Raw genomic sequence first — 24,137 nt, 5'->3', positions numbered from 1 at the left:
CTCCGGTATTCAGGCCGCTAATCACCAGCGCCTGCATAGCTGCGCTGGCGAACTGCTGGCGAATGTTCAGAGTTTCATTGCTCATTGGTCACCTCCGGGGAATCCGTTGAATCGACACACGCGCTGCACAAATCAGGGCTGACCCAGTGGCACCCCCCGGCGCACGCATTGCGCCAGGTGCAGCCACAACGGCGGCATTTTTGGGTTTCATCGACCGTGACCCGAAAGGTGCCGGCCGCATGTTCCCGGCCGGCGCTGATCCGCGTGACTGTCACCCGTTGCAGGGGGCCAAAAATCTTGCCCGCCAGCCGATGGACAGCGCCTTTTGCGCTGGCGGTGTTGCTGGCCTGTTTACCCTGGTATCGGGCAACATAGGTGCCGCTAGTGAAGCGACCGATGATCTCGATGGAATATTCCTCATCGGAACTGCCGGCCCTTTTTTTCATCAATTGTGCGTAGTCCCGGCGCGCCCAATCGCTAAATTTCATAAAGGCATCCAATGCCAGATGCTGGTTGGCTGCCTCCGGTACGCCAGGCACCAATAAATCATCGTTGGTGCGTGAATGACGGGAAATAGCGATGAGGATGTTTTTCACATCATCTTCTTGCCCGGAGATGATCGGCAAAGCGCCTTCTGGCACAGTCTTCCCGAACTGAATCAGGCCGCTTGCCCAGGCATAGGCGAAAGTTTTCATTCGAACCTCCAGAGTTTTTTATGGCGTTCAACAGCCTGTTTCATCGCGACACGCTCGCCATTGGTGTGAACCTTGTTGCCGCGCGGGTCATAGAACTGAAAGCGAGAACGTACAGGCAAACGCGGATACTCGATCACCGTGGCCTTATTGGTCAGGTGATAAATACGCTTAGCGCCATCATCTAGGTGCTGACAGCCCGCAACCGAAAGGAAAGTAGCCATTTATTCATCCTCCCCGCGTTGCCACCCGGCTGCAATTGCTGCGACTTCCTCAATCGCATCCCCAAATCCAAACCAATTGCTCCATTCTGGGCGGCTACCGGTAGCCGCCTCATACATATCAGCCAGAGCATCCTGTGCCTCGTCTCGTTCATGGATCAATTGTGTTTCGCTGGCCTCCAGCGTCTTTACTTGCTTCTCAAGTTTTGAGGCATATTCACTGATTCCCTTAGCTGTCCAACCGCCATCAATAGCCGCTTGCGACAAGCCTTGAATTACCAATTCCAACTCGGTAACCCGTGCAGCAAAATTATCCCGCTGCGTTTTTACGGCGAGGTGGTCTTGATACTCCATATATGCACCGTCAGGGGTTTCTCGCATAAATGCCATTTCATGCGACATATGCATTGAACAATCTGGGGTAAACCGTTTCATTTCGCTCATCCCTTAAAGAGAAAGTAAATGCCAACACTGCCAGAGATAAGGAAAACCCAAAAAACCACACACCCCCAAAATAGGGTTTCCCAGATATCTTTTGCACATGCATCCACGATTGATTTCTTATCCATCATGCAAACCTCATGATTTAGGCGTAAGCGCGCCCCTGCGGGTTTACGCCATAATTAAAGTTGATTTATTTACGTTTAAATTCAGTCGGTCGGCGTTAGCGATTCAATATTGACGAAATACGGTGCAACATTGATTTCAAAAACCGTCGCCGATTTAAGGTCTCGGGCTGCTTCCACAATCCTGACCACCGGGCCACCGTGTAGCGCCCGGTTTGGCTGATAAATAAACGTGCTGCCTATTTTGTGCTGCTGGTTAAATAACTTTGCTTTTGAACCCATATCACACCGCCGCGATATTAATCGGGATGCTGTTCATCTTACCGGTCTCGTCCTTTTTCAGGAAACGAATATAGGTCTTACTGACCGCCACCTGCAGAGATTCAGAAATACAATCCATGGCTTTAATCCAGCGTGGATCATCAATCTTGATGCGACGCAGCGATAAGATGCGGCCGGTGTTGAGCTTGCCTTCCTGGTCAACGGCGAACGCATCATTCACGATGGCTTTCAGGTTTTTGTTGGCACCCTCTGACCACTCGCTCAGGCATTCATCGATAATGTCCTTGGCCACCTGCAGCTCTGGCCCGAACGTCAGCGAGTCCTGCACGGCAATGCTGATTTGCTGACTGCCGTCGAACGAGGGAAAAGTAACGTTGCCTTTCAGGCCACCGCGCTGACGACCGTATTTCTCCGCCACCAGATCGAGATAGGCATAACAATTGTCAAAGGACTTATTTTTAAAGTCCTTGATGCGCTGGCTCTCTTCCTCAGCCTCTTTGACCTGGGCGCGAACAAAGGCGTCCATTTCGATATCAAAAGGCGATACCTGCTCAATTGGCACCAGGCGGCCCTTACGGTCTTTCATATAGCCTTCGGGAGTGATATTTTTTTCAGTGGACATTTTTATTACCTTTTACAATTGTTGATGTTTTGAACGTGGAGTCATTCATTTGAAAACCTTCCGATTGAGAAAGCTCTCTAACAATGGCTGCCCTAATTCGTTCTGCTTCTTGAGCCTCTCTCTTCGTGCAGAAGTCATTGGCCTTAATATTGACATCAATGCCTTCCGGCTTTTCCTCTATCGTTATAATTATTTGCATTGGCTCCCCTTGAATGCTTTAGTCCGAAATGAAACGCAACTAACACCAGATGATGTGTGCGCCATGCCATATCGTCATTTTGACAGTGCGCTTAATTCCGTTTCGTGTTTCCGTGATTTCCACGGCACCCTTTACCCAATCTTGCAGTGGTGCTTCAACTTCAATAACCGGGCGGCGAAAATTAACATGGCACTCAACAACCTTTAATCCCACGCGCGCCAGACAATTCAACTTCGCCGCAAGCTTCTTATTGTTTACCGTTAATTGTTCCATGCTGATGCCTCATTAACTAATTAACATGCCGGCGACTTTATCAACCATTGCCTCATCAATCGGCGTGGCGTTAATTTCGCTGGCGCGGATGGTGCCGCGTGCCAATTTGAACAACCGGCGCGCATTACCCTTTGATGCCCTGTAAAAGGCGGAAAAAACACTATCGCTGTTCGCTTCCTCGACCATGTTGGTGAGGATAAGCTGCAGGTCTGCCTGCGGCAGTTTCTCCTGCAAGTCAAGAGCAAAGCCAACGCGGCTATAGAGCTGTGCATACTCACCGCGCTTGCCTTTCAGGTTGAGGATCAAGCGCGGCATACCGGCCAGAACGACGCCTACACCGGCCTTGTCATGAATGCGGCGGATGACTTCCAGCGCACGGTACGGCAGGTTTTCGGCCTCATCGATAAGCACAGCACGTCCTGTGCCGCTCAGTGCGGTGATGCAGCTCTCGCTCAGCTCATGGATGGTGCCGCGCTTGCTGAGGCCCAGGCGGTCGCACAGCTCCTGCAGGAGCACCAACGCGGTATAGCCAGGGTCGGCCTCAATCAAGATGGCATCACGATAGCGGCGGGCGTACTCCTTCAACATCATGGTTTTGCCCAAACCGGCCGCGCCGTAGATCACGTTGATATCGTTTTCCAGGTGCGCCATGCGAATGACCTCAAGGCCACTTTTGGCGGTAATAGTCGGCACGAAATCAATATTCAGATGGTGCAGACGGTCTTTATCAGATTCACGCTGAATAAAGCCGGACAGTTCGGATTCCAGGGTTTTAATATCGCCGCTGTATTTCCCACTCAGGAACGTGCTGATCGCCGCCGGGCTGCGGCCAATGGCGCGCGCCACATGGGATTGCGTGTAGCCCTTACGGCTCATAATTTCTTCAAGCTGTACGCTTATTTTTGACATGTTTTATTCTCCAGTTCAGCGGGAATTGGTTTTCTTAAAATATTCTTCGCGTTCTGTTTCTAATAAGAACAGCGGTTTGTTATCTCGCGGCGCGGTCTCCACAAACAGACTGCTAAAGTCATTCCGTTGAACTTCCAAGACTGGCCGCAGCTCGTCGTTGGCATCCTGAATAATCTTCCCAGCCCGTTTAATCATGCGTTTAGCGCGTTTCTCTTTGGCCTGCTCAACGCGAGACTGAGGAACAGGGGAATGAGAGTTGCCATTCCAAATGGCCGTGCAAACATAGGTGCCATCCATTTGGCGAATAATAACTGCCTCCGGGTCGTGAATATCCATACCCACGCGCACTGACTGGCGATCGACTTCGATAAGGTCTTTGGAGAAGTATTGGTTATTCCCGACACTGACCCATCCGCGCTGTGCTACGCGCTCAACTTCTGGCATAAACATCTCGCGCAGCTCGCCCTCGGTGATGTATTCGATTTCGTCGCCTTCCTGCTGCAACACCAGGGCGCGATAGGCCGCCGGTGTCATATGAGTGCCGTCAACCTTTGGTAACTCACTGTGTTCATGGTGATTGTTGTAGTTATCAATCTCGTCCTGTACGGCATCCATCAACCATTGCCACGATGGCAAGTCGCGGAACGTCCGCTGCTGCTGGGTGGTCAGCTCGTTGCCGTTGCGCAGGGCATCCGACAAGCTGATGAGATTTTTCCCCTGTATCCTGGTGGCGTTCGGGTCAACCGATCGCCCGTTATAGGTCATCGTCCGTTTGGCGATACGCTCCGGAATGACGGCGTTGAGGCGTTCGATGATACCGCGTGCCTGCGGGTTGCCCGGTATACCGGTCATATGTTCAATACCCAAGCGCGGGAATATCCCGGTAATATCGGCGTCCAGCATTTTGTTTTTCTGGCCGCCGCCATTATCCGAATAAACAAATAACGGCTTACCGAAATGCTTCATACCAAAGCGGTATGCATCCGCAACGCCCATCGCGTTCTCTGACAGCGATAAACTCCAGCCGACGACAAAACGTGTCCGGCCATCAATAACCATGGTCAGCTCGGGCGTAAATGGTCGCCCGTGGATCGGATGGGCCACCTTCATATCCATGGATTTACCATCGCTGATCCAGATGCCATTGACTGGCATCTGCGCCCAGTCGCGCTTGGAATACACCTCGTAAGCCTTCTTGGCCGAGCCGGAAACACGTCCCTGGACGCGAGAGCACAGCGGCAGCTGGTTAACCCGGCGCAAAACGGCGTAGTAAGACGGTATCGCTTTACGCATGGCCGGCTCCGCGTGGTAGACCTCGTGCCATTCCCGACGGAAAGAGCGGTAAGCCTCGCGCACGCTGGGGCCGTTCCTGTTGGCATAGTGAGGCCAGAACATGCCGTAAAACCATGATGCATCCTCGGGCTTTTTGCGCTTGTTCTGCCCTGGTGCCAGCATGGCCAGACGCTCCAGACCGGGCTGCGTTGCCTGAAAAATGGAAACCCACTCCTGCAGGCTGCTGCGGCTAATGCCAACCCGCGAACCCTTGCGTGCGTTGGCCAGGTCTGCCGCCGCCATCAAGTTCTCTGGCAGTGAGCCATCGCGTGAACCACCCACGATGTAATTCACAGCAGAGAGGCGGGACAGGCCGGCATTGCGCAGCCGCTCCACCTCAGACGCTAGCAGTGCACGGGCATCCGCGATGGCTTTCTGGTCGTCAGTCAGGCCGCAAACCTCGCGCTCGACCAGCGCAGGACATTGGCGCATCAGCTCCAGTTCCTGGCGCGGTTTGATTGCAACAGCACGCTTAACGGGCGGTTCAGTCGTCTGACAACCGGATTGCTCCAGCACAGACTTGTAATGCCGCTCGGTCGCTGCCGCGCGCGCCGCTTCCGGCAAGCAGTCGATGTGGTACTCGAAAGCTTTACTCCCCTGGCGCTTGCGCACCAGATCAGGTGAATTATCTGCCCGTTTTTTCAGTGCGAGGCGCAAGCCTTGCGCTGTGCCAGGCAGTCCCGGCAAGCCGATCAGTTCATTCACGCTAAGAAACATAATCATGCCACCTGTTGCTGTTGCGGATAACGGCTGGGCCAGATGGCGGACGGCGAAGTATCCAGCGCCTTGGCAATAATTTTTTCGCCTTTCGGATAAGAGCGATACAACGCATTTTTGAGCGTATCAGGGGAAAGGCCCGCAGCGCGGGACAGTTCACGCATCGTGGTGCCTTGTTTATGGAGAGCGGCAACGATATCAATTCGGTGCATATCGACAGGTTCAACTTCATTTCTTTTGTTCATTCGATTACCCTGAAAAGTTATCCACGCGGATAATCCCTGCGGGTTATCCGTACAGATGAAAGTATTGATCCAAAAAGAAAGCAAGTCAAGGTTTTTGCTTTCTTTTGAATATGTGGAATAACACCTTCCGAATTTAGGATTAAATCCTTTTAAAACAGGTGATTGGATGAAAAAGAAAGAGAGCACCAGAAAAGAAAGTAAAGTTTCTTTTGAGGGGCGTCAAAAAGAAAGCATGTCACCGAGACTTCTGGCATTGATGAATGGACGTACAATCAGAGAGGTTTCGAAGGCTTGGGGAGTTTCTGCCTCAAACATTAATAATTATCTTTATCGAGGTTCAATCCCTCGCACAAACATACTACAGCGCATTGCAGACGCAGAAGGGATCACGATACGTGAGTTGTTGAATCAATCAGAGAACACGCTGTTAGAAGACTCTGCAAGCAATCCTCCAATGGCAGCAGCAGAAGATGCCAGTCATCGTTCCATCACCAGCCCTCACGCTACGAATGCGATAAAAGAGCGTGTTCAGACCCTCATTGGGGAGAGAAGTAGAAGAACGGCAGCTAAAGCCTGGGGTATGAGTATTTCGACTCTTACCAATTTTCTTGAACGTGGTACGGTGCCTACATACGAATTTCTGAACAGAATAGCTGGCTCCGAAGGTGTTGATATTGAATGGCTTATCACAGGTGATGAATCATTGGACGTTGTTGCTCGCCCCTACGAGGACAACAAGTTGCTTGGGAATAGCAGGCATGAAGATTTAGTAAGCGATCTGTTTGCATCTTTTGATGCATTAAGCGCCCAAGAATTGAATGACTTGCGGTGGCTTTTCAAAAGAAAAGGCATAGAGATTGTTCTGCAACTACTTGATGAACATAACCAAAAATTTTTCACGCTTACTGAAAGCGAAAAGCATGATCGCTTGCGGGGCAAGATGATTGGCGATCTAAAAGGTGATGATGTTTTCACCTTGATTGACGCAATGCCAATCCGAGATACCGCAAAACAAATTTTCAAACTGGTTCTCAATGGTAACGATAGTCTTGATAGAGAGATTTTGCTTAATTTTGAAGAGGATAAAAACTTCTCTCAGCCTGATCACCAAAGCGTAAATCAGGTGGCTAAGAAAGCATAAACATACGATAAATAGAAGGTGTTGTCGTTTTTAAAAACTCTTTAAACGTCTTCGCTTATAGTCCGAAACATAGCGCAAAAATATCCTTTTTTTATCGATTTTTCTACAAAAGTCCGAAATAGCCAGATTTCACCGCATCCCCCGATTCACAAGGCTTCGGGGCGAATTTTTCGTTCCCTCCAACAGTCCAGAAACGATCACCACCCCACAGGCCGTCGCCCAAGATATTGATCGCCACTACGGTGACGAAGATCGCCAGCCCCGGCGGCATCCACAGCCAGGGGCGGCGCTGAAAGTCGATCAGGCTGTTGGCGGCATCCATCATGTTGCCCCACGACGGCGTCGGCGGCACCACGCCCAGCCCGAGATAGCTCAACGCCGATTCGCTGAGGATGGCGTTGGCCACCGCCATGGTGGCCACCACCACCAAAATCGGCACGGTGTTGGGCAGCAGATGGCCGAACAGACGCCGCCGGGTGGAGAGCCCCAGCACCTCGGTGGCCAGCATGAAATCCCGCTCGCGCAGCGACAGGATCTGGCCGCGCACCAGCCGCGCTAGCGACGGCCAACCCAGCAGGCTCAGCATGATCATCACCATGTAGATGCGGTAATCCGGCGAGACGTCGAGCTCGGTCAGCATCGCCCCCATGATGATCAACAACGGCAAGCCGGGAATGGTCATCAGCAGATCGGCGAAGCGCATGATCAGCCTGTCCGCCACGCCGCCCAGATAACCGGCAAGCGCCCCCAGCACATAACCCAGCGTCACCGACAGCAACATCGACACCAGGCCGATGGTCAGCGATATCCGCCCCGCCAGCAGCAGCCGGGTGCAGATATCGCGGCCGAGAAAGTCGGTGCCCAACCAGTGCGCGCCGCTCGGCGCCTGATTGATATTCAGCACGTCGCCGGCGTCGTCGCGCCACGGCGACAGCGACGGCCCAATCAGGCACAGCAACGCCAACAGCACCAGCAACGCCAGCGAGATCATCGCCGGCCGGTGGCGGCGCAGCCGTCGCCAGGCCTGCGCGGCGGGCGGCGGCGACAGTTGCGCCAGCGCTGGCAGCTGAGCCTGGCGCCAGCGGCGACGGCGGCCGAAAAACAACGTAGCCAACATAGCGTTACCTCAAACGAATGCGCGGATCGGCATAAGCGTACAGAATGTCCGCCAGCAGATTGCCGAGAATGGTCAGGGCCGCCAGAAACAGCGTGAACCCCATCAATACCGGGTAATCACGCGCCGCCAGCGAATCGATATGGATATGCCCGGCGCCCGGCCAGTTGAAGATTTTTTCGGTGATCAGCGCGCCGGAGAACAATCCCGGCAGCTCGAACCCCAGCAGGGTGACGATCGGCAACAGTGCATTGCGCAGCGCGTGTTTGAGGATCACCGTTTTCTCCCTGAGCCCCTTGGCGCGCGCGGTGCGGATATAGTCCATGCGGATCACGTCCAGCATGCTGGCGCGGAAATAGCGCGTCAGGCTGCCGGCCTGCAGCATCACCAGCGCCAGCACCGGCAGCAGCAGGTGCGCCGCCACCTCCAGCGTCCAGGCCAGCCCGCTCGCTTCGCTGCCGGTGCGCAGCATGCCGCCCGCCGGTAGCCAGTGCAGATCGACGGCGAACCATTTGATCAGCAGCAGACACAGGAAGAACGTCGGAAACGACATGGCGGCGAACACCGCCACGGTGATCAGATGATCGAACAGCGAATAGGGTTTCATCGCCGAGATCACCCCCACCGCCAGCGCGATGCCCCAATACAGTACCATCGCCACCGCCGCCAGAAGGAACGAGTTCCAGATGTATTGGTTCAGCAGCGTGCTGACCGGGATCTGATACTGCAGCGAAAAGCCGAGATCGCCCTGCAGCAGCCGGCCGAGCCAGTGCAGGTAGCGGCTGAACAACGGCTGATCCAACCCGTACAGCGCCCGCAGCTCGGCGGCGCGTTGCACGGTCAGGTTGATGTTGCCGTCGATAAAGTCGCCGGGCGCCAGGGCGAAGATGCAAAAAATCAGCAAGGAAGCCAACAGCAGCATCGGGATAGTCTGCAACAGACGGCGCAGGATAAAATTTCTCATCGCGAATTCCATCGCCGCCGCCCGGAGTGGCGCGGCGGCGTCAGGGCGTTACGGCGCCGGTTTGACGTTCGGCAGGCTGCCGACCAAGCCGTTGTAAATATCCGGTTTAAAGCCGGTGACGCGCGCGCTGCTGGCGCTCAAAATCTCGCGGTTGCCGAGCAGGATCACCGGTGGATCGTCCGCCAGCGCCTGATACAGCTGATGGTAAAGCGGCTTGCGCTGCGCGATATCCAGCGTGGCATTGGCCCTGGCGATCAGCGCGTCTACCTGCGGGTTGTGATAACCGGTTTCGCTCTCGCGGCTGATGAAATCGCGCACGCCGTCGTGCGGATCGTTCAACGTGCTGGTGCTGAGCGACGCCAGGTCGTAATTGCCCGCCTTGCGCTGCGCCAGCAGTGCGTTGAAGTCCAATACCTGCGGTTTCAGCACCACGCCGAGCCGGCGGTAGTTGTCCTTGGCGATCGGCACCAGCGCATCGTTGATCAGCTTTTTGGTCACCAGCAGCGTCAGCTCCAGCTTCTTACCGTCTTTTTGCCGAATGCCGTCCGCGCCCACTCGCCAACCGGCCTCGTCCAACAGCTTCCCGGCCTTATCGAGATCGTAAGCGTAGGGATTGATACCGTTCGCGTCATAAGCCCAGGAGATCGGCGAGATCGGTTGGTTGGCAACCTTGCCGTAACCCTGGTACACCACGGCGATCAGCCTTTGCCGATCCAGGCCGTAGATCAACGCCTGACGCACCCGTTTGTCCTGCAGCGCCGGGCGCTTGAGATTGAAGTCGATGCGGCTGTAATCGCTTGAGCTGTAGAGGTTGATATTGGCGAAACCGAGCAGCTTGAGCTGTTCGATATCGTCCGGCTTGGCGGTAAAGGCATCGTAGTCGGTCTCACCGGTCTGGAACAGCTGGAAGTTGGTGGCCGGGTTGGTGACGCGGTAGATAAAGCGCGCCATCGGCGGCGCACCGAGATAGAAGTTCGGGTTGGCGTGGAAGCGGATCTCCTGCCCCGGCACATACTTGTCGTAAATATAGGGGCCGTTGCCGAGCGGCTTACCGTTGAAGGCGCGCACGCCGTCGAGCTTGCCGCGCTGATAGTCTTTGCCGTAGTAAGCCCGCGACAGCACCGGGCCGCCGATCAGCTGTAGCGTAGTCGCGCCCGGTTGGGTGGTGACGATCTGAATGGTGCGATCGTCGATCACCTTCAGGCCGCTGATGCCGGCAACGGTGCCGTTTTTATACTCGGCGCCACCCTGGATGTGCGCCGGCGTGATGTCGGTGTCGCCGTCATAGGCCGGATCGTGCAGCAGCGTCAGGGTAAAGGCGATATCGTCGGCTTTCAGCGGCGAGCCGTCGCTGTAGACCAGGTTCGGTCGCAGCTTGATGGTGTAAGTCAGATTATCGGGGCTGACCTGCCAGGACTCCGCCAATCGCCCTTCTGGCTTGCCCTGGCTGTCCAGGCCGATCACGCGGCTGAAGATCACGTCGGTCACATTCTCGTCCCAGCCGTTGGTGAACAGATACGGGTTGAAAATCCCCTGCGGCTCCGAGATACCCGCCACCACGGTGTCTTTGCGCAGCTTGGCGGCGGCCGGAACCCGAGCGGCGTCGCTGGCCGGCGTGATGCCTTCGGCCAGCGTTTCCGCCTGCGCGACGGCGCTTAGCCCCAGCGCGCAGACCAACGCCAGCGGCGTCAGCCGATAACGCAACAGTTTGTTTAACCTATTTTTTATTCTGCTCACCCACAGCCCCTCGTCTTCCCGTTGATAAAAATGTGACAAAATTTATCGCAGAGTAATGGGCGGCTGGAGGGCTGTCTAACAACGAAACCGGCATTCCATTGCTGAAAAAAGCATTATGAATTTTTCTGGAGCAAAGCGCCGTGCAAAACGCGGTTCAACCGGCCGCCGCCAGCCCCCGAATAAGTTTGGCTAAGGTTTTGATCGCCTCTTCAAACCGGTCGTTCCATTCAAAAGAGGCGTTAAGGCGAAAGCAGTGGTTGAAATGGTCGCCGGTCGTAAACATGCGCCCCGGCGCGATGCTGATCCCCCGGGAAAGGGCGCGCCGATACAGTTCCATCGACGACAGCGCCGGATCCAGCTCCAGCCACAGGAAGTAGCCGCCGTCGGGCTGGCTGACCTTCACCGTCGGCGGGAAATGGTGGGCGATCGCCTGACGCATCGCGCTTTGGCGCTGGGCCAGCAGCCGCCGCAGCCGCCGCAGATGGGTATCGTAGCCGCCGTGCAGCAGATAATCCGCCAGCGCCATTTGGGTCGGCACGCTGGTGGAAACGGTGCTCATCAGCTGCAAACGCTGGATCTGCTGCGCATAACGCCCCGCCGCCACCCAGCCGACGCGAAAGCCCGGCGCCAGGCATTTGGAAAACGACGAGCAATGCAGGATCTGGCCGCCGCTGTCGAGCGCCTTGGCCGGCAGCGGCCGTTCCGCGCTGAAGTACAGCTCACCGTAAACGTCATCTTCAATCAGCGAGATCTGTCGGTCGCGCAACAGCGTCACCAAACGCTGCTTGTTAGCCTCCGGCAGGGTGGCGCCCTGCGGGTTCTGGAAGTGGGTCATCAGCCAGCAGGCTTTGATCGGATACTGTTCCACCGCCTGCTGCAGCGCGTCCAGATCGATACCATCCTGCGGATGGGTGGCGATCGCCACCGCCTTTAACCGCAACCGTTCCAGCGCCTGCAGCGCGCCGTAAAACGCCGGTGATTCGATCGCCACATAGTCGCCCGGCTGGGTCACCGCCTGCAGGCTGAGGCTGAGCGACTCCATCGCCCCGGCGGTAATGACGATCTCGTCCGGCGCGACCTGCATGCCGCTCAGCGCGTAACGCTGGGCAATGTGCCGCCGCAGCGCATCGTTGCCCGGCGGCAGGTTGGCCAGCGAACTGTGTGGCGTGAATTTGCGCGCCACGCTGCTCAGAGCGCGCGCCAGCTTAGGCTGGGCAAACAGCGTGGCGTCGGGAAATGCCGAACCGAAAGGCACGATATCCGGATCCTTGCAGGCCTGCAGCACGTCGAAAATAAAGGCGTTGATGTCCACCTGCTCGCTTAGCAACAGCTTCTCGCCGCGCGAAGGCTGAGGCAGCGGCTGCGGGCGCGCCGCCACGTAGTAGCCCGACTGCGGCCGGGCGACGATCCACCCCTGGCTCTCCAGCAGTTGGTAAGACTGCACCACCGTCATCAGGCTCAATCCGGCGCGTTTGCCGCTCTCGCGCAGCGAAGGCAGCTTGTCGCCCGCCCGCCACACCCGGTTCTGGATCTGTTCTCTAATCTGCTGCGCAAGCTGCTCGTATCGGGTCATAACCATTAACTGTTATATGAAAAAGTAAAATAACTGTCACTATTATAGTCACTGTACTCCGTGCTTAACTTAACGCCAAGTATTTCACATAAAAATGACAGCTATACTCAAGAGGTTAATTTATGTTCAACCCTAGGAGGCGCCATGCTGGGTCTTGATGCACTGGAACTCGCCAGAATACAGTTCGCCTTCACCGTGTCTTTCCATATCATCTTCCCCGCCATCACCATCGGTTTAGCCAGCTATCTGGCGGTGCTGGAAGGGTTATGGTTGAAAACGCACAATGAAGCCTACCGCGAGCTTTACCATTTCTGGTCAAAGATTTTCGCCGTTAACTTCGGCATGGGCGTGGTGTCCGGGCTGGTGATGGCCTATCAGTTCGGCACCAACTGGAGCTTCTTCTCCGAGTTCGCCGGCAGCATTACCGGGCCGCTGCTGACCTATGAAGTGCTGACCGCCTTCTTCCTCGAAGCCGGTTTCCTCGGCGTGATGCTGTTCGGCTGGAACCGCGTCGGCCCCGGCCTGCACTTCTTCGCCACCTGTATGGTGGCGCTCGGCACGCTGATCTCCACCTTCTGGATCCTGGCCTCCAACAGCTGGATGCAGACGCCGCAGGGGCATGAAATCATCAACGGCCAGGTGGTGCCGGTCGACTGGCTGAAGGTGATCTTCAACCCGTCCTTCCCGTACCGCCTGCTGCACATGTCCACCGCCGCCTTCCTCTCCTCGGCGTTCTTCGTCGGCGCCTCCGCCGCCTGGCACCTGCTGCGCGGCCGCGATACCCCGGCGATGCGCAAGATGCTGTCGATGGCGATGTGGATGGCGCTGATCGTCGCGCCGGTGCAGGCGCTGATCGGCGATGCGCACGGCCTGAATACGCTGAAACACCAGCCGGCGAAGATCGCCGCCATTGAAGGCCACTGGGAAAACCCGCCGGGCGAAGCCACGCCGCTGATCCTGGTCGGTTGGCCGGACATGCAGCGCGAAGAGACCCGCTTCAAGCTGGAAGTGCCGTACCTCGGCAGCCTGATCCTGACCCACAGCCTGACCGAACAGGTGCCGGCGCTCAAATCCTTCCCGCCGGAAGATCGCCCCAACTCCACCGTGGTGTTCTGGTCGTTCCGCATCATGGTCGGGCTGGGCATGCTGATGATTCTGGCCGGGGTGTGGAGCCTGTGGCTGCGCTGGCGCGGCGGGCTGTATCAGTCGCGTCCGTTCCTGTACTTCATTCTGTGGATGGGCCCTTCCGGATTGCTGGCGCTGCTGGCGGGCTGGTTCACCACCGAGATCGGTCGCCAGCCGTGGGTGGTGTACGGCCTGCTGCGCACCAAGGACGCGGTCTCCGCGCACGGCGACCTGCACATGAGCATCAGCCTGCTGGCGTTCATCATCGTCTACTGCTCGGTGTTCGGCGTGGGGTATTCCTACATGATGCGCCTGATCCGCAAAGGGCCGCAGCCGCATGAACACCAAGAAGACAATACCGAGGGCCGCCCGGCACGTCCGCTGTCCGCGGTCAACGACACTCTGGACGACAGGAGCTGAACATGGGCATCGATCTTCCGCTGATTTGGTTTGTGATCATCGTGTTCAGCACCATGATGTACGTGGTGATGGACGGTTTTGACTTGGGCATCGGCATCCTGTTTCCGTGGGTGAAAGAGAGCGGCGACCGCGATCTGATGATGAACACCGTCGCCCCGGTGTGGGACGGCAATGAAACCTGGCTGGTACTGGGCGGCGCGGCGCTGTTCGGCGCCTTCCCGCTGGCCTACTCGGTGATCCTCGACGCGCTGGCGATCCCGCTGACGCTGATGCTGATCGGGCTGATTTTCCGCGGCGTGGCCTTCGAGTTTCGCTTCAAGGCGAAGCCGGAGAAACGCCATATCTGGGACAAGGCGTTCATCTGGGGCTCAATCTTCGCCACCTTCAGCCAGGGTGTGGTGGTAGGCGCCGTGATCAACGGCTTCCCGGTCGAAGGCCGCACCTACGCCGGCGGCGCGCTGGACTGGCTGACGCCGTTTGCGCTGTTCTGCGGGCTGGGGCTGGTGGTGACCTACGCCCTGCTCGGCTGTACCTGGCTGGTGATGAAAACCGCCGGTGACCTGCAGGCGCGCATGTATCACCTGGCGACGCCGCTGCTGGCGATCCTGTTGCTGGTGCTGGCCGCGGTCAGTATTTGGACGCCGATCGCGCATCCGGAAATCGCCGCCCGCTGGTTTACGCTGCCGAACCTGTTCTGGCTGCTGCCGGTGCCGGTGCTGGTGCTGCTCAGCGCCTGGGGGATTCATCGCGGGGTGAAACGCGGCGCGCACTACTCGCCGTTCATGCTGACGCTGCTGCTGGTGTTCCTCGGCCTGAGCGGGCTTGGCATCAGCATCTGGCCGCACCTGATCCCGCCGGCCATCAGCCTGTGGGACGCAGCTGCCCCGCCGCAGAGCCTTGGCTTTATGCTGGTGGGTGCGCTGTTCATCATCCCGATCATTCTGGTCTACACCTTCTGGAGCTACTACGTGTTCCGCGGCAAGATCAGTCATGAGCATGGCTATCACTGAGAAGGGAGGACGCTATGCAAGATAAAACGGCAACCGCCGCGCCAGCGCCTTGGTGGAAACGCGTCGGTTGGCTGGTGATCATCTGGAGCGCCAGCGTGCTGGGGCTGTTCGTGGTCGCTTCGCTGTTCCGCCTGCTGATGACCGCGGCGGGCATGAAGTCGCATTGACGCGGCGCCTTATTTGGCCGCGCTGTTGGGAAAGTAGAAGGAAACCACCAGCGTGACCAGCGGCAGGGCGCCGATCTTCACCAGCTCGAACGCTTGACTCAGCGCTTCGTTTTTCTCCCAATACGCGTGGGCGGCGAATACGCCCACGCTGACCGCGAATATCCCGCACAGTACCTGTCGCGCCAGGCGCAGCCGCTCCATTTCGTCGAAGACCAAGACCTGCTCCAGATAAACCTGGCTGGCCTCATCGCGCAGATTACGGCTTTCGACGTTCATGGAAGATCTCCACGACCCGCCCCACCGCTTCAAGCTGTTCACCATTCTCCCGTACAATGCCAAGAGAAGTACCATCCTGTTTCATCCAGTACTTATCGGCAAGGGTAATCAGTGCAAACGCCATTTTGATTACCTCGGTTTTTTCCATCCCGTGACGCCGGGCAATATCGTTCAGATCATCATCAATTTTGTTCGATAACCGAATCGGCAAGCTGCGCATAGTCCACCTCCTGTGGCCGTTGATTCACAGGGGGAAAGTCTACTGGAAGGGCAAATGTCGTTCAATTAGTGAACTGCATAACGCCTCGCACAATCCGCATGCAACGCTAATGCGGTTTGCGCCCCATCGCGCTGAGGAAGCGCTGCTGCAGGCGCAACAGCTCCTCCAGCTCCAGCAGGCGGTAGTCGATGCCGAAACGCGGCGCCACCTCGCCGATGATGCGGCTCAGCGCCGGGTAATGGCGGTGGCTCCAGTGCGGGAACAGATGATGCGTCAAATGCAGGTTCGCCCCGCCGAGCCAGTATCCCAGCCAGCGCGGCCGGGTCAGCCAGTCGAAGGTCGTGGCGAACACATGGTGATACCAGCCGTGCGGCATCGCACCCTGCGCCGGCGCCTGATAAAAATTGGCTTTGGCCCAGTGGGTGCCGATGATCAACATCACGAACAGCAATGAAGAAAGCATCTGGCTCAGCAAATAGACCAGCAGAATTTGCCCGATGCCGATAGCCGGCGGCAGCAGCCAGCACGGGATCGCCAGCGCCAGCAGCAGGTGCGCCGCCTTGCCCGCCAGAAACCCGCACCAACCGCGCACGCCCTGTTGCGCCATGCGCGCCGCCACGCGGGTGCGTCCCGCCCGGTCCAGCCAGTCGAACAGCCAGATGTAGTACGGGAACGTCAGCGCCGCCACCAGCGGCCAATAGTAACGCTGGGCGCGCATAAAGGGCCGCCAGCGCTGGAACGGCGTTTGCCGCAGCACGCCGTTGGCGTCGATGTCGGGGTCGTAATGTTCGATATTGTTATGGGCATGGTGAAACAACACGTGGCGCACGCGCCAGCAGTCGGGATCCAGCCCCAGCGGGACGCTCACCAGGGCGTTCAGCCAGCGGTTGGCCCAAGGCCGACGGAAAAACGCGTTATGCGAGGCGTCGTGCACCACGTTCACCGTCAGGAACATGCCGATAAAGATAAAGCCGAAATAACAGGCGAAAAACGCCCAGCCGTTTTGCTGCTGCAGGCTCAACCCGTAACACAGGCCGCACAGCGTCAACAACAGCGCCACCTTCGCCAGCATGCCGCCGTCGGCGAAGCGGTGATCGCCGTTGGCCGCCAAATAATGCTGGGCGGCCTGCATCAGCGCGCGATGCAACCCGCTATCGTCGCGCCGATAGGCTAACGGGCGCAACGGTTTCATGGTTGCCCCATCCGGCGCAAGAAGCGTTGTTGCTGCGCCAGCAGTTCGCGATAACCGATGCAGCGATACGCCATGTCATGCCGCTGCGCCACTTCCGCCACCGCGGCGGCCAGCGCAGGATAGTGGCGGTGATTCCAGCCGGGAAACAGGTGGTGGGTCAGGTGATAGTTCAGCCCGCCGGTCAGGTGCTCCAGCCAGCGCGGCTCAGGCTGCCAATCGCAGGCGGTGGCGAAATTGTGCCGATACCAACCGTGCGGCATGCTGTCGCCCGCCGGCACCGAGTAAAACTCGGCCTGCGCCCAGTGGGTGCCCAGCAGCAGGAACACCACCAACAGCGAGGCAAACATCTGGCTGAGCGCGTAAGCCAACAGCACCCAGCCCCAACCGATGCCGTGCAGGTGGCACAGGATCAGCGGCACCACCAGCACCAGCGCCACATGGAGCAATTTGCACAGCACGAACAGCGCCCAACCGCCGCGCCCCGCCAGCACGCGTTTTTCCCGCAGCGGCGTTTTATCGAGCCGATCGGACCAATCGAAAATCCACGCGATGTAGGGTAGCGAGAGCGCGGCGATCAGCGGCCAGTACAGATGCTGATAGCGCATATGCGGCCGCCAGCGCTGGAACGGCGTCTGGCGGAAAAAGCCGTTCTCTTCGGTGTCCAGATCGTAGTGTTCGACGTTGGCGTAAACGTGGTGGTAATCCACGTGGCGCGTGCGCCAATAGTCCGGATCGACGCCCAGCGGCAGCGTTACCAACCGCCCCACCAGGCGATTGGCCCAGGGCGCGCGCAAGAAGGCGTTATGCGAAGCATCGTGATTGACGTTGACGTTGAGCAGCATGCCCATGGCCACGAACAGGAAATAGCAGAGGAAAAACGCCCAGGGCTGATGCTGCATCAGGCTCAGGGCATAAAACCCGACGCACAGCGCCAGCAACAGCGCGGCCTTGGCCAGCCGCGCGGTATCGGCATAGCGATGATCGCCCGCCAGGCAGGCATGCGCCGCACGCTTGAGATCGCGGTGAAACGCCTGCTCGCCATCGACGGGAAAACGCAGCGGCGGTAATGATTCAGCCATGCGGTTCCTCCACGGCGGCCGGTGCGGCCACTCGCCCCCAGCCCAGCGCCACGCACAGGGCATGTAGCGCCACGGCGGCCATGTTGACATGCCAATAACGCTGCGGCCAGCCGAGATAGCCGATAAACAGCAGCGGCATGCCCAAGGCGATCAGCAACCAGACGGCGCTCGCCCACGGCCGCCCTTCGGTCATACCACCCAACGCCGCCGAGCCCAACGCCAACAGCGCCAGCAACATCATTTGCGGCCAGCTGATGTCGCTATAGCCATAACCATATTGGTAGACGTAACCGACCACCAGCGTAAACAGCAGCATCGCGCCGCTGAAGACGCTGAGCGCCGAACGGCGGTCGCGCGGCCGGCCCGGCGCCGGACGCCAGGCCAGACGGAAATAGCGCAGGAACGGCAGATTACTCGCCCAAAATGGGTTGGCGGACGGCCGATCGCCGCTAACGCCGTAGCTGAACGGCGTGGTCGGCAATGCCGGGCAGAAGGTGCCGAACAGCTTGTCCCAAAAGATAAAGCTGCCGCCGAAGTTCTTATTGGAATACGCCATGTCCTTGACGTGGTGCACCCGGTGGTGCGCCGGCGTGACCAGGATTTTTTCCAGCACGCCCAGCTTCGGCGTCAGCGCATTGTGGTTAAACAGCTGAATGCTGTAGTGAAAAATCGACACCGTGACGAATACCGACAGCGGCACGCCCGCCAGTGCCAGCAGCAAAAAGAACGGGATCGACGTCAACGACGAATACCAGGAATTGCGCACCCCCAGCGACAGGTTGAAGTGCTCGCCCTGATGATGAACCACATGTACCGCCCACAGCAGCCGGAAGCGATGGTGCAGACGGTGCAGCCAGTAGAAACCGAAGTCCCACGCCAGCAGGGCGAACAGCCACATCAGCAGCGGCGGCCAGGCGGCCAGCAGCCCCAGGCTGAAATGCGCGGCCACGTAGCCGTAGCAGGTGATCTCCAGCCCGCGGAACAGCCACAGCATGATATGACCGGAGTTCAGGTTGAACACCAGATCGTGCCAATTGGCCGGCTCACGGCGCCCCCACTGCAGCGCCACCGCCTCGGCCACCACGATGAACAGCATGAATACTATCGGCAACGCCAGATCGCTCATCCCATTTCTCCTTTAACCACGCGCCGGCGCAGGGCCTTTATGCGCAGGGCCAGCCAGCCGGCGAACAGCGCCAGCAGCGCCCCGCCGGCCAGATCGACAAACAAATGCCGGCGCAGCTGCAGAATGGAGAACGCGATCGCCACGCCCCACAGCATCCACAGCGCCGTCCGCACTTTGTGCTCGCCGTCGCTCAGCGCCCACACCGCCAGCACCGTCAGCGCCATGTGCAACGAAGGCAGGCAGTTCTGCGGCGAATCCACCTGCGTTAGCGCCGCCAGCAGCTGCGCGCTGAGCCCAACGCCCTCGTTCTGCGGATAGGCCATGGTGGTCGGCCACAGCAGGTAAACTGCCCCGGCGCCCAGCGCCGTCAGCTGCATCGCCAGCGTCAGCCATTTGATCCGTTGCAGCGGCGTCAGCAAATAACCCGCCGGGACGATAAGGAAAAACGACAGGTAGAGCCAGATAGCCGCAGGATTGAACGGGATAGCCCGGTCAAGCGCCGACGGCGGCAACAGGGTTCCCGCCCCCTGCAAACGATCGGTCACGCTATACACCACCCCGACCGTCCCCCAGCCGAGCAACATGTGCCCTAGCCTGAACAGCGTATTTTTCATGCTTCCTCCGCCTGACGCACGATCCGCCGCCGCTTGCGATCGAACTGCGGCAACACCGCCTGCGCCGTCAACCACCATTCGAGCCGATCGGTGGCGATGCCCTGGCGAGCGAACAGCGCGATCAGCTGCGCCTGGCAGTGCGCCAATTCTGCCTGGCTGCAATCGGCAATCAGTTCCAGCCGCTGTTCGCCGCGCTGGATCAGGCGGTAATCGCTGGTCAGCGGCAGCGCATTGGCGATCGTCCGGCTGCAGGCATCGGCGAACACCGCCTGCGGTTGCCGCTGCGCATCGGGTAACATCAGCTGATCGTCGCGTCGCCCTTCGATACGCGCAATCGCCCGCGTCGGTTGCCCGCACGGGCAGGGCTCCTTGCGCAGCACCAGCACATCGTCCAGCCGATAACGCACGATCGGCTGCGTGCTGCGGGTGAAATCAGTGATCAGCGGCGTAAAACGCTGCTCGTCGATCCACTGCGGTTCGATATGCAAAAACTCTTCGTTCAGATGCAGCGTGCCGTGCGCGCAGGTGGCGGCAAGAAACCCCTCGGTGGCCTGATACACTTCGCCGACCGCCGGAAACACCTGCATCAGCAGGCGGCGATCCTGCTCTTCCAACACCTCGGCGACCGAGATCGCTTTTTTGACCGGCAGCGTCACCTGCCCGGCCAGCACCGCCAGCGCCAGGGCACGCAGCACCTGCGCAGGGGCCACGATGATGCTGGGCGCCTGCCGTTCCAGTGCGGGCAGATGCTCGCTGAACGGCGCGAGCAGATCGTAAAACGCCAGGCTCAGCCAACGGTTGTTTACGCTGTGATAGAGATTATTGTCCGCCCGCAGAAACAGGGCGACGCGCTCGCCGGCCAACAGCCCGTCCGGCAGCATCTTCGCCAGCATGCCACCGGCCCACACCTGCTGTTCGCGCGGGCTGACGACAAACACGCCGCGCTGCCCGGAGGTGCCGGACGACAACCCGACGCTGTAGCGCCCGATCTTCGGCGTGAAATCGCGATCCGCCTCGCTGCGCTGCGCGCAGGCCAGCACCGCTTCCCGGCTCAGCCCGGCGGTATTCATCCGGTCAAACTGCGCCATCATCAGCGCCTTGTCCATTTGCGGCCATTCGGCGAACGGCCGGCGGCTGAAGCGCTGAAAATAGGGGCTCTTGCTCAGCACCCGGCGGGCAAAGCCCGCGAGCTGCCGGGCCTGATGCGCCTCCAGCGCCGCACGGTCGCCAAAGCGCAGGCGCCGGGCGCGGAAATAGTGCCACAGGGTCATGAAGGGGATCACAGGTCCCCCTCGTGGCACAGCAAAATGTTGACCTGGCCGCCCGCCCACAGTTGGTTAAGCCGTTCCAGCGTGCGGGTGTACGCCGCCGCATCGTCCATCACCAGATTGGCCAGGCGCGAAGGCCCGCGCAGCGTCTGGTAGCTCTGCGGCGACCAGGCGGCGTCGCTGGCCAATAGCGTCCAGCCGGCGTCGGTGAGAATAAAGGCGCCGATATGGCCGGCCGCATGCCCCGGCAGCGGCACCAGCACGATCTGCCCCTCGCTGCCCGGCAGCGCGTAACCGCGATCGAACGGCGCCAGCAGCGCGGGCAACGCCACCGAGGGAAAAGCCTCCATAAACTGCAGACGACTCTCGAAATCCGTCGGGATCAGGCCGGGAATAAAGGCGCGCTTGAGCGCCGCGAAACCGCGCAGCCCACGGGTTTGCTGCCAGCCTTCGCCGGAGCAAATAAAATCGAGGTGGCTGAAATCCTGCAGCCCGGCGATGTGATCCGCGTGAAAGTGCGAGACGATCAGCGCCTGGATGTCGCCTTCGGCGTAACCGGCTTCGCGCAGCTGATGCGCCAACGACTCGGCGGGATCGAAATAGACCGGCGTCATGCGGCGGTAAAGGCTGAATACCCCCGACTGCGTGTGCTGCTGAAAATAATGCGCGTAGCCGGTATCCCACAGCCAGCGGCGCTGCCCCACCTCCAGCAGATAGGCGCGTGCCGGGAATTTACACACCCGGAACCCGGCGCCGCGCAGCGCCATGCAGCCGATATGCGTGCAATAGCCCACTTCAAATACGGTGACCTTAGCCATGCTGTGTGCCTCCTTGCTGCCGCAGCCACTCGCCGGTCAGACGGATCCCCTCCTCCATCGAGTAACGCGGCCGATAGCCCAGCTCTTCGATCGCGCGGGTCTGGCTCAGGGTCATGTCAAAATGCACCGCCGCCACGCTGTAGCGCGTCAGCAGCGGTTCCTTACCGCTCAGGCTTGCCCACAGCTCCATGCCGCCGGCCAGCGCCTGCAGCAGCGGATACGGCACGGCCTGCAGCCGGTAACGCAGCCCCAGCTCCTGGCGCAGCAGCGCATCCAGCATCTCCGCCAGCCGCTGCGGTTGGTGGTTGGTGATGTTGTACACGGCGCCGGACGGCAATCCGCGTTGCCGGCTGGCCAGCTCCATGGCGTGCACCACGTTGGGAGCAAAGGTCAGATCCAGCAACGCCTGCCCGCCGCCGGGCAGCCGCAGCACGCCGCGATCGCGTTCGAGCTGTTGCAACAGCCGCGGCACGATCACCCGATCGTGCGGGCCAAACAGGCCGCGCGGCCGCAGAATAATATAGGTGGTTTGCGGGTAGATCTTCGCCTGCGCCAACAGCCGCTGCTCGGCGGCGTGCTTGCTGGCGGCATAGTGGTTGGCGAAGCGCCGGGCGCGATAACCCTCATCAAGATCGTAATGCGGCTGAAAATCGAAGTAGATTGCCGGCGTGGAGATATGCACGAAGCGCCGCACGCCGCAGCACCCGGCCGCCTCCGCCAGCTTGTCCGTCGCTGCGGCGTTGATGCGGTGAAATTCCGCTTTGCCGCCCCAGGGCGAAGACTTGGCCGCACAGTGCCACACCCACTCGCAGTCGGTCACCAGCTCCCGGCACTGCTGCGCCGTGGCCTGCGCCAGATCGAGCGAGTAAAATTCGGCGCCCAGCTGGCGCAACGCTTCGCCGGCCCGCTCATCGCGGCCGGTGGCGCGCACCTGATGCCCGGCCTCCAGCAACCATTCCGCCGCGTTGCGCCCCAGCCCGCTGGTCGCCCCGGTCACCAGCACCCTCATGGCAGCAATACCATGCCGGCCAGCGCTAACCCGGCGGCGGTGCCGATCAGCATCACCGGCTGGCCGGGGTTGAAGCGCCCGGTGGTCACGGCGGCATGCAGCGCGGTCGGGATAGAGGCCGCCACCTGGTTGCCGTGATGGCGGTAAATGTCCACCAGCGCCTCGCTGGAGACGTGCAGCCGTTTACGCATATGTTCGAGCGACAAATGGCTGGCCTGGTGCGGTACCACGGTGGCGATCTGCTCTAAGGTCAAGCCGCTGGCGCTCAGCAGCCGGTCGAGGTAGTCCTCAATCAGCGCCGACGCCTGACGGAACAGCGGCTTGCCCTGCATATGAAACAGGAAGTCTTGCTCGCACATCCCGGCTCGCGGGTTGCGGCGCGTGCCGCCGGCGCGGATCTCGCACAGTTCGCTGCCGGCGGGATAGGTTTCCACCAGGCTGGCGAGGATGCCGCCTGTGCCGTCACCGCGCTCCACGATGGCGCAGGCGGCGCCGTCGCCAAAGATCAGCGACGACTCTTCGTGCTGCCAGTCGATGCCGCGCGAAGCGAGATCCGCCGATACGATGGCGATACGCCGATACGTCCCGGCGTTCAACAGCCCCGCCGCCACCTGCATCGCAGAGATAAAGCTGACGCAGCTGCTGTTGATGTCGAAGCCCGGCGTGCCCGCCGCCAGCCCCGCCACCTTGAGAATATGCGCGGCGGTGCACGGCAGCGCCTGCACCGCTATCGCCGAGGCGGAGATCAAAAGGTCAATGGAGGCTGCCGGAATGGCGCTGCGGGCCAGCGCGTCTTGCAGCGCGGCGGCGGCGAGCTCGGCCTGGCTGGCGTCGTCGGCGGCGTGATAGCGGTAAACGATGCCCGAGCGTTTTTCAACGTAGCCGGCCGGTTTCCCCAGGCGGGCATCGAGCGTAGAGGAGGCCACGCGGTTGGGCGGCAACGCGGCCCCGGTGGCAATGATTTTCAGAGGCAACAGCTCGGGTGAGCGACATTGTGTGGTCATTATTGTTATTGATTAACCTGACTATCCATAAAGCGATTCTCCCGCGCGGCGCAAAGGCCATGCGGATCATCCCCGGTTTTTATGTCCCAAAAGGCCTTTCATCAAGGCGGTATCTCTTGTTATCAGCTGGCGCAGGCCGACATCCATCGGCGGAAGCATAAGCGTAACATTACTGAGATATTCAGTTTACGACAAGGCGGCGAGAATGGGCAGACGGCAGGG

Annotated in this window: 26 protein-coding genes and 2 pseudogenes; 4 read left to right on the top strand and 24 right to left on the bottom strand. The window is 59.4% G+C overall.

Annotated features, from left to right (window positions below):
• Nucleotides 1-74 precede the first annotated feature (74 nt).
• From ACJ8HT_RS03445 to ACJ8HT_RS03400, 10 genes and pseudogenes are all read right to left on the bottom strand, one after another.
• Nucleotides 75-695 carry a hypothetical protein gene (locus ACJ8HT_RS03445; RefSeq protein ID WP_350429834.1) on the bottom strand — a complete coding sequence of 207 codons (621 nt, stop codon included), beginning with the start codon at nucleotides 693-695 and terminating at the stop codon, nucleotides 75-77.
• Entirely contained in the window at nucleotides 692-916 is a 225-nt protein-coding gene (locus ACJ8HT_RS03440) for a hypothetical protein (RefSeq protein ID WP_060417812.1), read from the bottom strand. Before ACJ8HT_RS03440 ends, ACJ8HT_RS03445 begins: the two co-directional genes overlap by 4 nt.
• A 42-nt stretch (nucleotides 917-958) precedes the next feature.
• A pseudogene (locus tag ACJ8HT_RS03435) lies at nucleotides 959-1,096 on the bottom strand (ead/Ea22-like family protein); the annotation flags it as partial.
• A 467-nt stretch (nucleotides 1,097-1,563) separates the two neighbouring features.
• Nucleotides 1,564-1,761, bottom strand: coding sequence for a hypothetical protein (locus tag ACJ8HT_RS03430; RefSeq protein ID WP_197653608.1), 198 nt, complete (start codon nucleotides 1,759-1,761; stop codon nucleotides 1,564-1,566).
• Between the two features lies 1 nt (nucleotide 1,762).
• The gene (locus ACJ8HT_RS03425; protein WP_350429835.1) at nucleotides 1,763-2,383 is read right to left on the bottom strand and encodes a DUF3164 family protein; all 621 of its coding nucleotides are present in this window, start codon (nucleotides 2,381-2,383) and stop codon (nucleotides 1,763-1,765) included.
• A complete protein-coding gene (locus ACJ8HT_RS03420; protein ID WP_197653631.1) occupies nucleotides 2,373-2,582 on the bottom strand; it encodes a hypothetical protein in 210 nt (69 codons plus the stop codon). The genes ACJ8HT_RS03425 and ACJ8HT_RS03420 overlap by 11 nt, the downstream gene beginning before the upstream one ends.
• Nucleotides 2,583-2,621: 39 nt before the next feature.
• On the bottom strand, nucleotides 2,622-2,855 hold the full coding sequence (locus ACJ8HT_RS03415) for a hypothetical protein (RefSeq protein ID WP_197819158.1): 234 nt from the start codon (nucleotides 2,853-2,855) through the stop codon (nucleotides 2,622-2,624).
• Nucleotides 2,856-2,867: 12 nt separating this feature from the next.
• On the bottom strand, nucleotides 2,868-3,764 hold the full coding sequence (locus ACJ8HT_RS03410) for an AAA family ATPase (protein WP_060417817.1): 897 nt from the start codon (nucleotides 3,762-3,764) through the stop codon (nucleotides 2,868-2,870).
• 15 nt (nucleotides 3,765-3,779) lie between these two features.
• The gene (locus ACJ8HT_RS03405; RefSeq protein WP_197819160.1) at nucleotides 3,780-5,813 is read right to left on the bottom strand and encodes a Mu transposase C-terminal domain-containing protein; all 2,034 of its coding nucleotides are present in this window, start codon (nucleotides 5,811-5,813) and stop codon (nucleotides 3,780-3,782) included.
• Between the two features lie 2 nt (nucleotides 5,814-5,815).
• Nucleotides 5,816-6,058 carry a helix-turn-helix domain-containing protein gene (locus tag ACJ8HT_RS03400; RefSeq protein ID WP_197652674.1) on the bottom strand — a complete coding sequence of 81 codons (243 nt, stop codon included), beginning with the start codon at nucleotides 6,056-6,058 and terminating at the stop codon, nucleotides 5,816-5,818.
• A 166-nt stretch (nucleotides 6,059-6,224) separates the two neighbouring features.
• Here ACJ8HT_RS03400 and ACJ8HT_RS03395 point away from each other — a divergent pair, with 166 nt between their 5' ends.
• Nucleotides 6,225-7,199 carry a helix-turn-helix domain-containing protein gene (locus ACJ8HT_RS03395; protein ID WP_197652673.1) on the top strand — a complete coding sequence of 325 codons (975 nt, stop codon included), beginning with the start codon at nucleotides 6,225-6,227 and terminating at the stop codon, nucleotides 7,197-7,199.
• A gap of 208 nt (nucleotides 7,200-7,407) precedes the next feature.
• Here ACJ8HT_RS03395 and ACJ8HT_RS03390 read toward each other — a convergent pair.
• The 4 genes and pseudogenes from ACJ8HT_RS03390 to ACJ8HT_RS03375 form a co-directional block, all read right to left on the bottom strand.
• Nucleotides 7,408-8,316 (bottom strand): annotated as a pseudogene (locus tag ACJ8HT_RS03390) (ABC transporter permease); the annotation flags it as partial.
• Between the two features lie 4 nt (nucleotides 8,317-8,320).
• Nucleotides 8,321-9,277 carry an ABC transporter permease gene (locus ACJ8HT_RS03385; RefSeq protein ID WP_194571285.1) on the bottom strand — a complete coding sequence of 319 codons (957 nt, stop codon included), beginning with the start codon at nucleotides 9,275-9,277 and terminating at the stop codon, nucleotides 8,321-8,323.
• A 48-nt stretch (nucleotides 9,278-9,325) separates the two neighbouring features.
• On the bottom strand, nucleotides 9,326-10,981 hold the full coding sequence (locus tag ACJ8HT_RS03380; RefSeq protein ID WP_208523574.1) for an ABC transporter substrate-binding protein: 1,656 nt from the start codon (nucleotides 10,979-10,981) through the stop codon (nucleotides 9,326-9,328).
• Between the two features lie 187 nt (nucleotides 10,982-11,168).
• The gene (locus ACJ8HT_RS03375; protein WP_107226590.1) at nucleotides 11,169-12,587 is read right to left on the bottom strand and encodes an aminotransferase-like domain-containing protein; all 1,419 of its coding nucleotides are present in this window, start codon (nucleotides 12,585-12,587) and stop codon (nucleotides 11,169-11,171) included.
• Between the two features lie 144 nt (nucleotides 12,588-12,731).
• Here ACJ8HT_RS03375 and ACJ8HT_RS03370 point away from each other — a divergent pair, with 144 nt between their 5' ends.
• Genes ACJ8HT_RS03370 through ACJ8HT_RS03360 form a run of 3 tightly spaced genes read left to right on the top strand, consistent with a single transcriptional unit; the run spans nucleotide 12,732 to nucleotide 15,309 of the window.
• Complete coding sequence (locus ACJ8HT_RS03370; RefSeq protein WP_004934615.1) at nucleotides 12,732-14,132, top strand: cytochrome ubiquinol oxidase subunit I; 1,401 nt, start codon at nucleotides 12,732-12,734, stop codon at nucleotides 14,130-14,132.
• 2 nt (nucleotides 14,133-14,134) lie between these two features.
• Nucleotides 14,135-15,142 carry a cytochrome d ubiquinol oxidase subunit II gene (cydB, locus tag ACJ8HT_RS03365; protein ID WP_197652671.1) on the top strand — a complete coding sequence of 336 codons (1,008 nt, stop codon included), beginning with the start codon at nucleotides 14,135-14,137 and terminating at the stop codon, nucleotides 15,140-15,142.
• Between the two features lie 14 nt (nucleotides 15,143-15,156).
• Nucleotides 15,157-15,309, top strand: a complete 153-nt coding sequence (locus tag ACJ8HT_RS03360) for a DUF2474 domain-containing protein (protein ID WP_126179642.1) — start codon at nucleotides 15,157-15,159, stop codon at nucleotides 15,307-15,309.
• 9 nt (nucleotides 15,310-15,318) lie between these two features.
• Here ACJ8HT_RS03360 and ACJ8HT_RS03355 read toward each other — a convergent pair whose 3' ends face one another.
• From ACJ8HT_RS03355 to ACJ8HT_RS03310, 10 genes are all read right to left on the bottom strand, one after another.
• Complete coding sequence (locus tag ACJ8HT_RS03355) at nucleotides 15,319-15,585, bottom strand: hypothetical protein (RefSeq protein WP_197652670.1); 267 nt, start codon at nucleotides 15,583-15,585, stop codon at nucleotides 15,319-15,321.
• Nucleotides 15,566-15,805, bottom strand: a complete 240-nt coding sequence (locus tag ACJ8HT_RS03350) for a hypothetical protein (protein ID WP_197652669.1) — start codon at nucleotides 15,803-15,805, stop codon at nucleotides 15,566-15,568. The genes ACJ8HT_RS03355 and ACJ8HT_RS03350 overlap by 20 nt, the downstream gene beginning before the upstream one ends.
• 106 nt (nucleotides 15,806-15,911) lie before the next feature.
• Complete coding sequence (locus ACJ8HT_RS03345) at nucleotides 15,912-16,997, bottom strand: acyl-CoA desaturase (RefSeq protein WP_197652668.1); 1,086 nt, start codon at nucleotides 16,995-16,997, stop codon at nucleotides 15,912-15,914.
• Nucleotides 16,994-18,076: a fatty acid desaturase family protein gene (locus ACJ8HT_RS03340; protein WP_197652667.1), complete on the bottom strand. Its 1,083-nt coding sequence runs from the start codon at nucleotides 18,074-18,076 to the stop codon at nucleotides 16,994-16,996. Before ACJ8HT_RS03340 ends, ACJ8HT_RS03345 begins: the two co-directional genes overlap by 4 nt.
• Nucleotides 18,069-19,202 carry a sterol desaturase family protein gene (locus ACJ8HT_RS03335; protein WP_197652666.1) on the bottom strand — a complete coding sequence of 378 codons (1,134 nt, stop codon included), beginning with the start codon at nucleotides 19,200-19,202 and terminating at the stop codon, nucleotides 18,069-18,071. Before ACJ8HT_RS03335 ends, ACJ8HT_RS03340 begins: the two co-directional genes overlap by 8 nt.
• Entirely contained in the window at nucleotides 19,199-19,816 is a 618-nt protein-coding gene (locus ACJ8HT_RS03330; protein ID WP_197652665.1) for a phosphatase PAP2 family protein, read from the bottom strand. Before ACJ8HT_RS03330 ends, ACJ8HT_RS03335 begins: the two co-directional genes overlap by 4 nt.
• Nucleotides 19,813-21,099 carry a F390 synthetase-related protein gene (locus ACJ8HT_RS03325; RefSeq protein ID WP_197652664.1) on the bottom strand — a complete coding sequence of 429 codons (1,287 nt, stop codon included), beginning with the start codon at nucleotides 21,097-21,099 and terminating at the stop codon, nucleotides 19,813-19,815. The genes ACJ8HT_RS03330 and ACJ8HT_RS03325 overlap by 4 nt, the downstream gene beginning before the upstream one ends.
• On the bottom strand, nucleotides 21,096-21,902 hold the full coding sequence (locus ACJ8HT_RS03320; RefSeq protein WP_197652663.1) for an MBL fold metallo-hydrolase: 807 nt from the start codon (nucleotides 21,900-21,902) through the stop codon (nucleotides 21,096-21,098). The genes ACJ8HT_RS03325 and ACJ8HT_RS03320 overlap by 4 nt, the downstream gene beginning before the upstream one ends.
• Nucleotides 21,895-22,911, bottom strand: a complete 1,017-nt coding sequence (locus ACJ8HT_RS03315; RefSeq protein WP_197652662.1) for an NAD-dependent epimerase/dehydratase family protein — start codon at nucleotides 22,909-22,911, stop codon at nucleotides 21,895-21,897. The genes ACJ8HT_RS03320 and ACJ8HT_RS03315 overlap by 8 nt, the downstream gene beginning before the upstream one ends.
• Nucleotides 22,908-23,915 (bottom strand): 3-oxoacyl-[acyl-carrier-protein] synthase III C-terminal domain-containing protein, encoded by a 1,008-nt coding sequence (locus ACJ8HT_RS03310; RefSeq protein WP_197652661.1) that lies wholly within the window; start codon nucleotides 23,913-23,915, stop codon nucleotides 22,908-22,910. The genes ACJ8HT_RS03315 and ACJ8HT_RS03310 overlap by 4 nt, the downstream gene beginning before the upstream one ends.
• Nucleotides 23,916-24,137: the final 222 nt, after the last annotated feature.

It is taken from the genome of Serratia sp. CY44782, from assembly GCF_052168715.1.
Classification (GTDB): Bacteria; Pseudomonadota; Gammaproteobacteria; order Enterobacterales; family Enterobacteriaceae; genus Serratia; species Serratia nevei.
This window is presented reverse-complemented; position numbering and strand designations above follow the sequence as displayed.

Coding starts and splice junctions, on each gene's coding strand:
- ACJ8HT_RS03375 (WP_107226590.1), bottom strand. CDS start 12,587: ATGACCCGATACGAGCAGCTTGCGCAGCAGATTAGAGAACAGATCCAG.
- ACJ8HT_RS03405 (WP_197819160.1), bottom strand. CDS start 5,813: ATGTTTCTTAGCGTGAATGAACTGATCGGCTTGCCGGGACTGCCTGGC.
- ACJ8HT_RS03440 (WP_060417812.1), bottom strand. CDS start 916: ATGGCTACTTTCCTTTCGGTTGCGGGCTGTCAGCACCTAGATGATGGC.
- ACJ8HT_RS03315 (WP_197652662.1), bottom strand. CDS start 22,911: ATGAGGGTGCTGGTGACCGGGGCGACCAGCGGGCTGGGGCGCAACGCG.
- ACJ8HT_RS03335 (WP_197652666.1), bottom strand. CDS start 19,202: ATGAGCGATCTGGCGTTGCCGATAGTATTCATGCTGTTCATCGTGGTG.
- cydB (WP_197652671.1), top strand. CDS start 14,135: ATGGGCATCGATCTTCCGCTGATTTGGTTTGTGATCATCGTGTTCAGC.
- ACJ8HT_RS03410 (WP_060417817.1), bottom strand. CDS start 3,764: ATGTCAAAAATAAGCGTACAGCTTGAAGAAATTATGAGCCGTAAGGGC.
- ACJ8HT_RS03420 (WP_197653631.1), bottom strand. CDS start 2,582: ATGCAAATAATTATAACGATAGAGGAAAAGCCGGAAGGCATTGATGTC.
- ACJ8HT_RS03430 (WP_197653608.1), bottom strand. CDS start 1,761: ATGGGTTCAAAAGCAAAGTTATTTAACCAGCAGCACAAAATAGGCAGC.
- ACJ8HT_RS03395 (WP_197652673.1), top strand. CDS start 6,225: ATGAAAAAGAAAGAGAGCACCAGAAAAGAAAGTAAAGTTTCTTTTGAG.
- ACJ8HT_RS03320 (WP_197652663.1), bottom strand. CDS start 21,902: ATGGCTAAGGTCACCGTATTTGAAGTGGGCTATTGCACGCATATCGGC.
- ACJ8HT_RS03310 (WP_197652661.1), bottom strand. CDS start 23,915: ATGACCACACAATGTCGCTCACCCGAGCTGTTGCCTCTGAAAATCATT.
- ACJ8HT_RS03445 (WP_350429834.1), bottom strand. CDS start 695: ATGAAAACTTTCGCCTATGCCTGGGCAAGCGGCCTGATTCAGTTCGGG.
- ACJ8HT_RS03370 (WP_004934615.1), top strand. CDS start 12,732: ATGCTGGGTCTTGATGCACTGGAACTCGCCAGAATACAGTTCGCCTTC.
- ACJ8HT_RS03400 (WP_197652674.1), bottom strand. CDS start 6,058: ATGAACAAAAGAAATGAAGTTGAACCTGTCGATATGCACCGAATTGAT.
- ACJ8HT_RS03330 (WP_197652665.1), bottom strand. CDS start 19,816: ATGAAAAATACGCTGTTCAGGCTAGGGCACATGTTGCTCGGCTGGGGG.
- ACJ8HT_RS03415 (WP_197819158.1), bottom strand. CDS start 2,855: ATGGAACAATTAACGGTAAACAATAAGAAGCTTGCGGCGAAGTTGAAT.
- ACJ8HT_RS03350 (WP_197652669.1), bottom strand. CDS start 15,805: ATGCGCAGCTTGCCGATTCGGTTATCGAACAAAATTGATGATGATCTG.
- ACJ8HT_RS03425 (WP_350429835.1), bottom strand. CDS start 2,383: ATGTCCACTGAAAAAAATATCACTCCCGAAGGCTATATGAAAGACCGT.
- ACJ8HT_RS03360 (WP_126179642.1), top strand. CDS start 15,157: ATGCAAGATAAAACGGCAACCGCCGCGCCAGCGCCTTGGTGGAAACGC.
- ACJ8HT_RS03340 (WP_197652667.1), bottom strand. CDS start 18,076: ATGGCTGAATCATTACCGCCGCTGCGTTTTCCCGTCGATGGCGAGCAG.
- ACJ8HT_RS03345 (WP_197652668.1), bottom strand. CDS start 16,997: ATGAAACCGTTGCGCCCGTTAGCCTATCGGCGCGACGATAGCGGGTTG.
- ACJ8HT_RS03385 (WP_194571285.1), bottom strand. CDS start 9,277: ATGAGAAATTTTATCCTGCGCCGTCTGTTGCAGACTATCCCGATGCTG.
- ACJ8HT_RS03355 (WP_197652670.1), bottom strand. CDS start 15,585: ATGAACGTCGAAAGCCGTAATCTGCGCGATGAGGCCAGCCAGGTTTAT.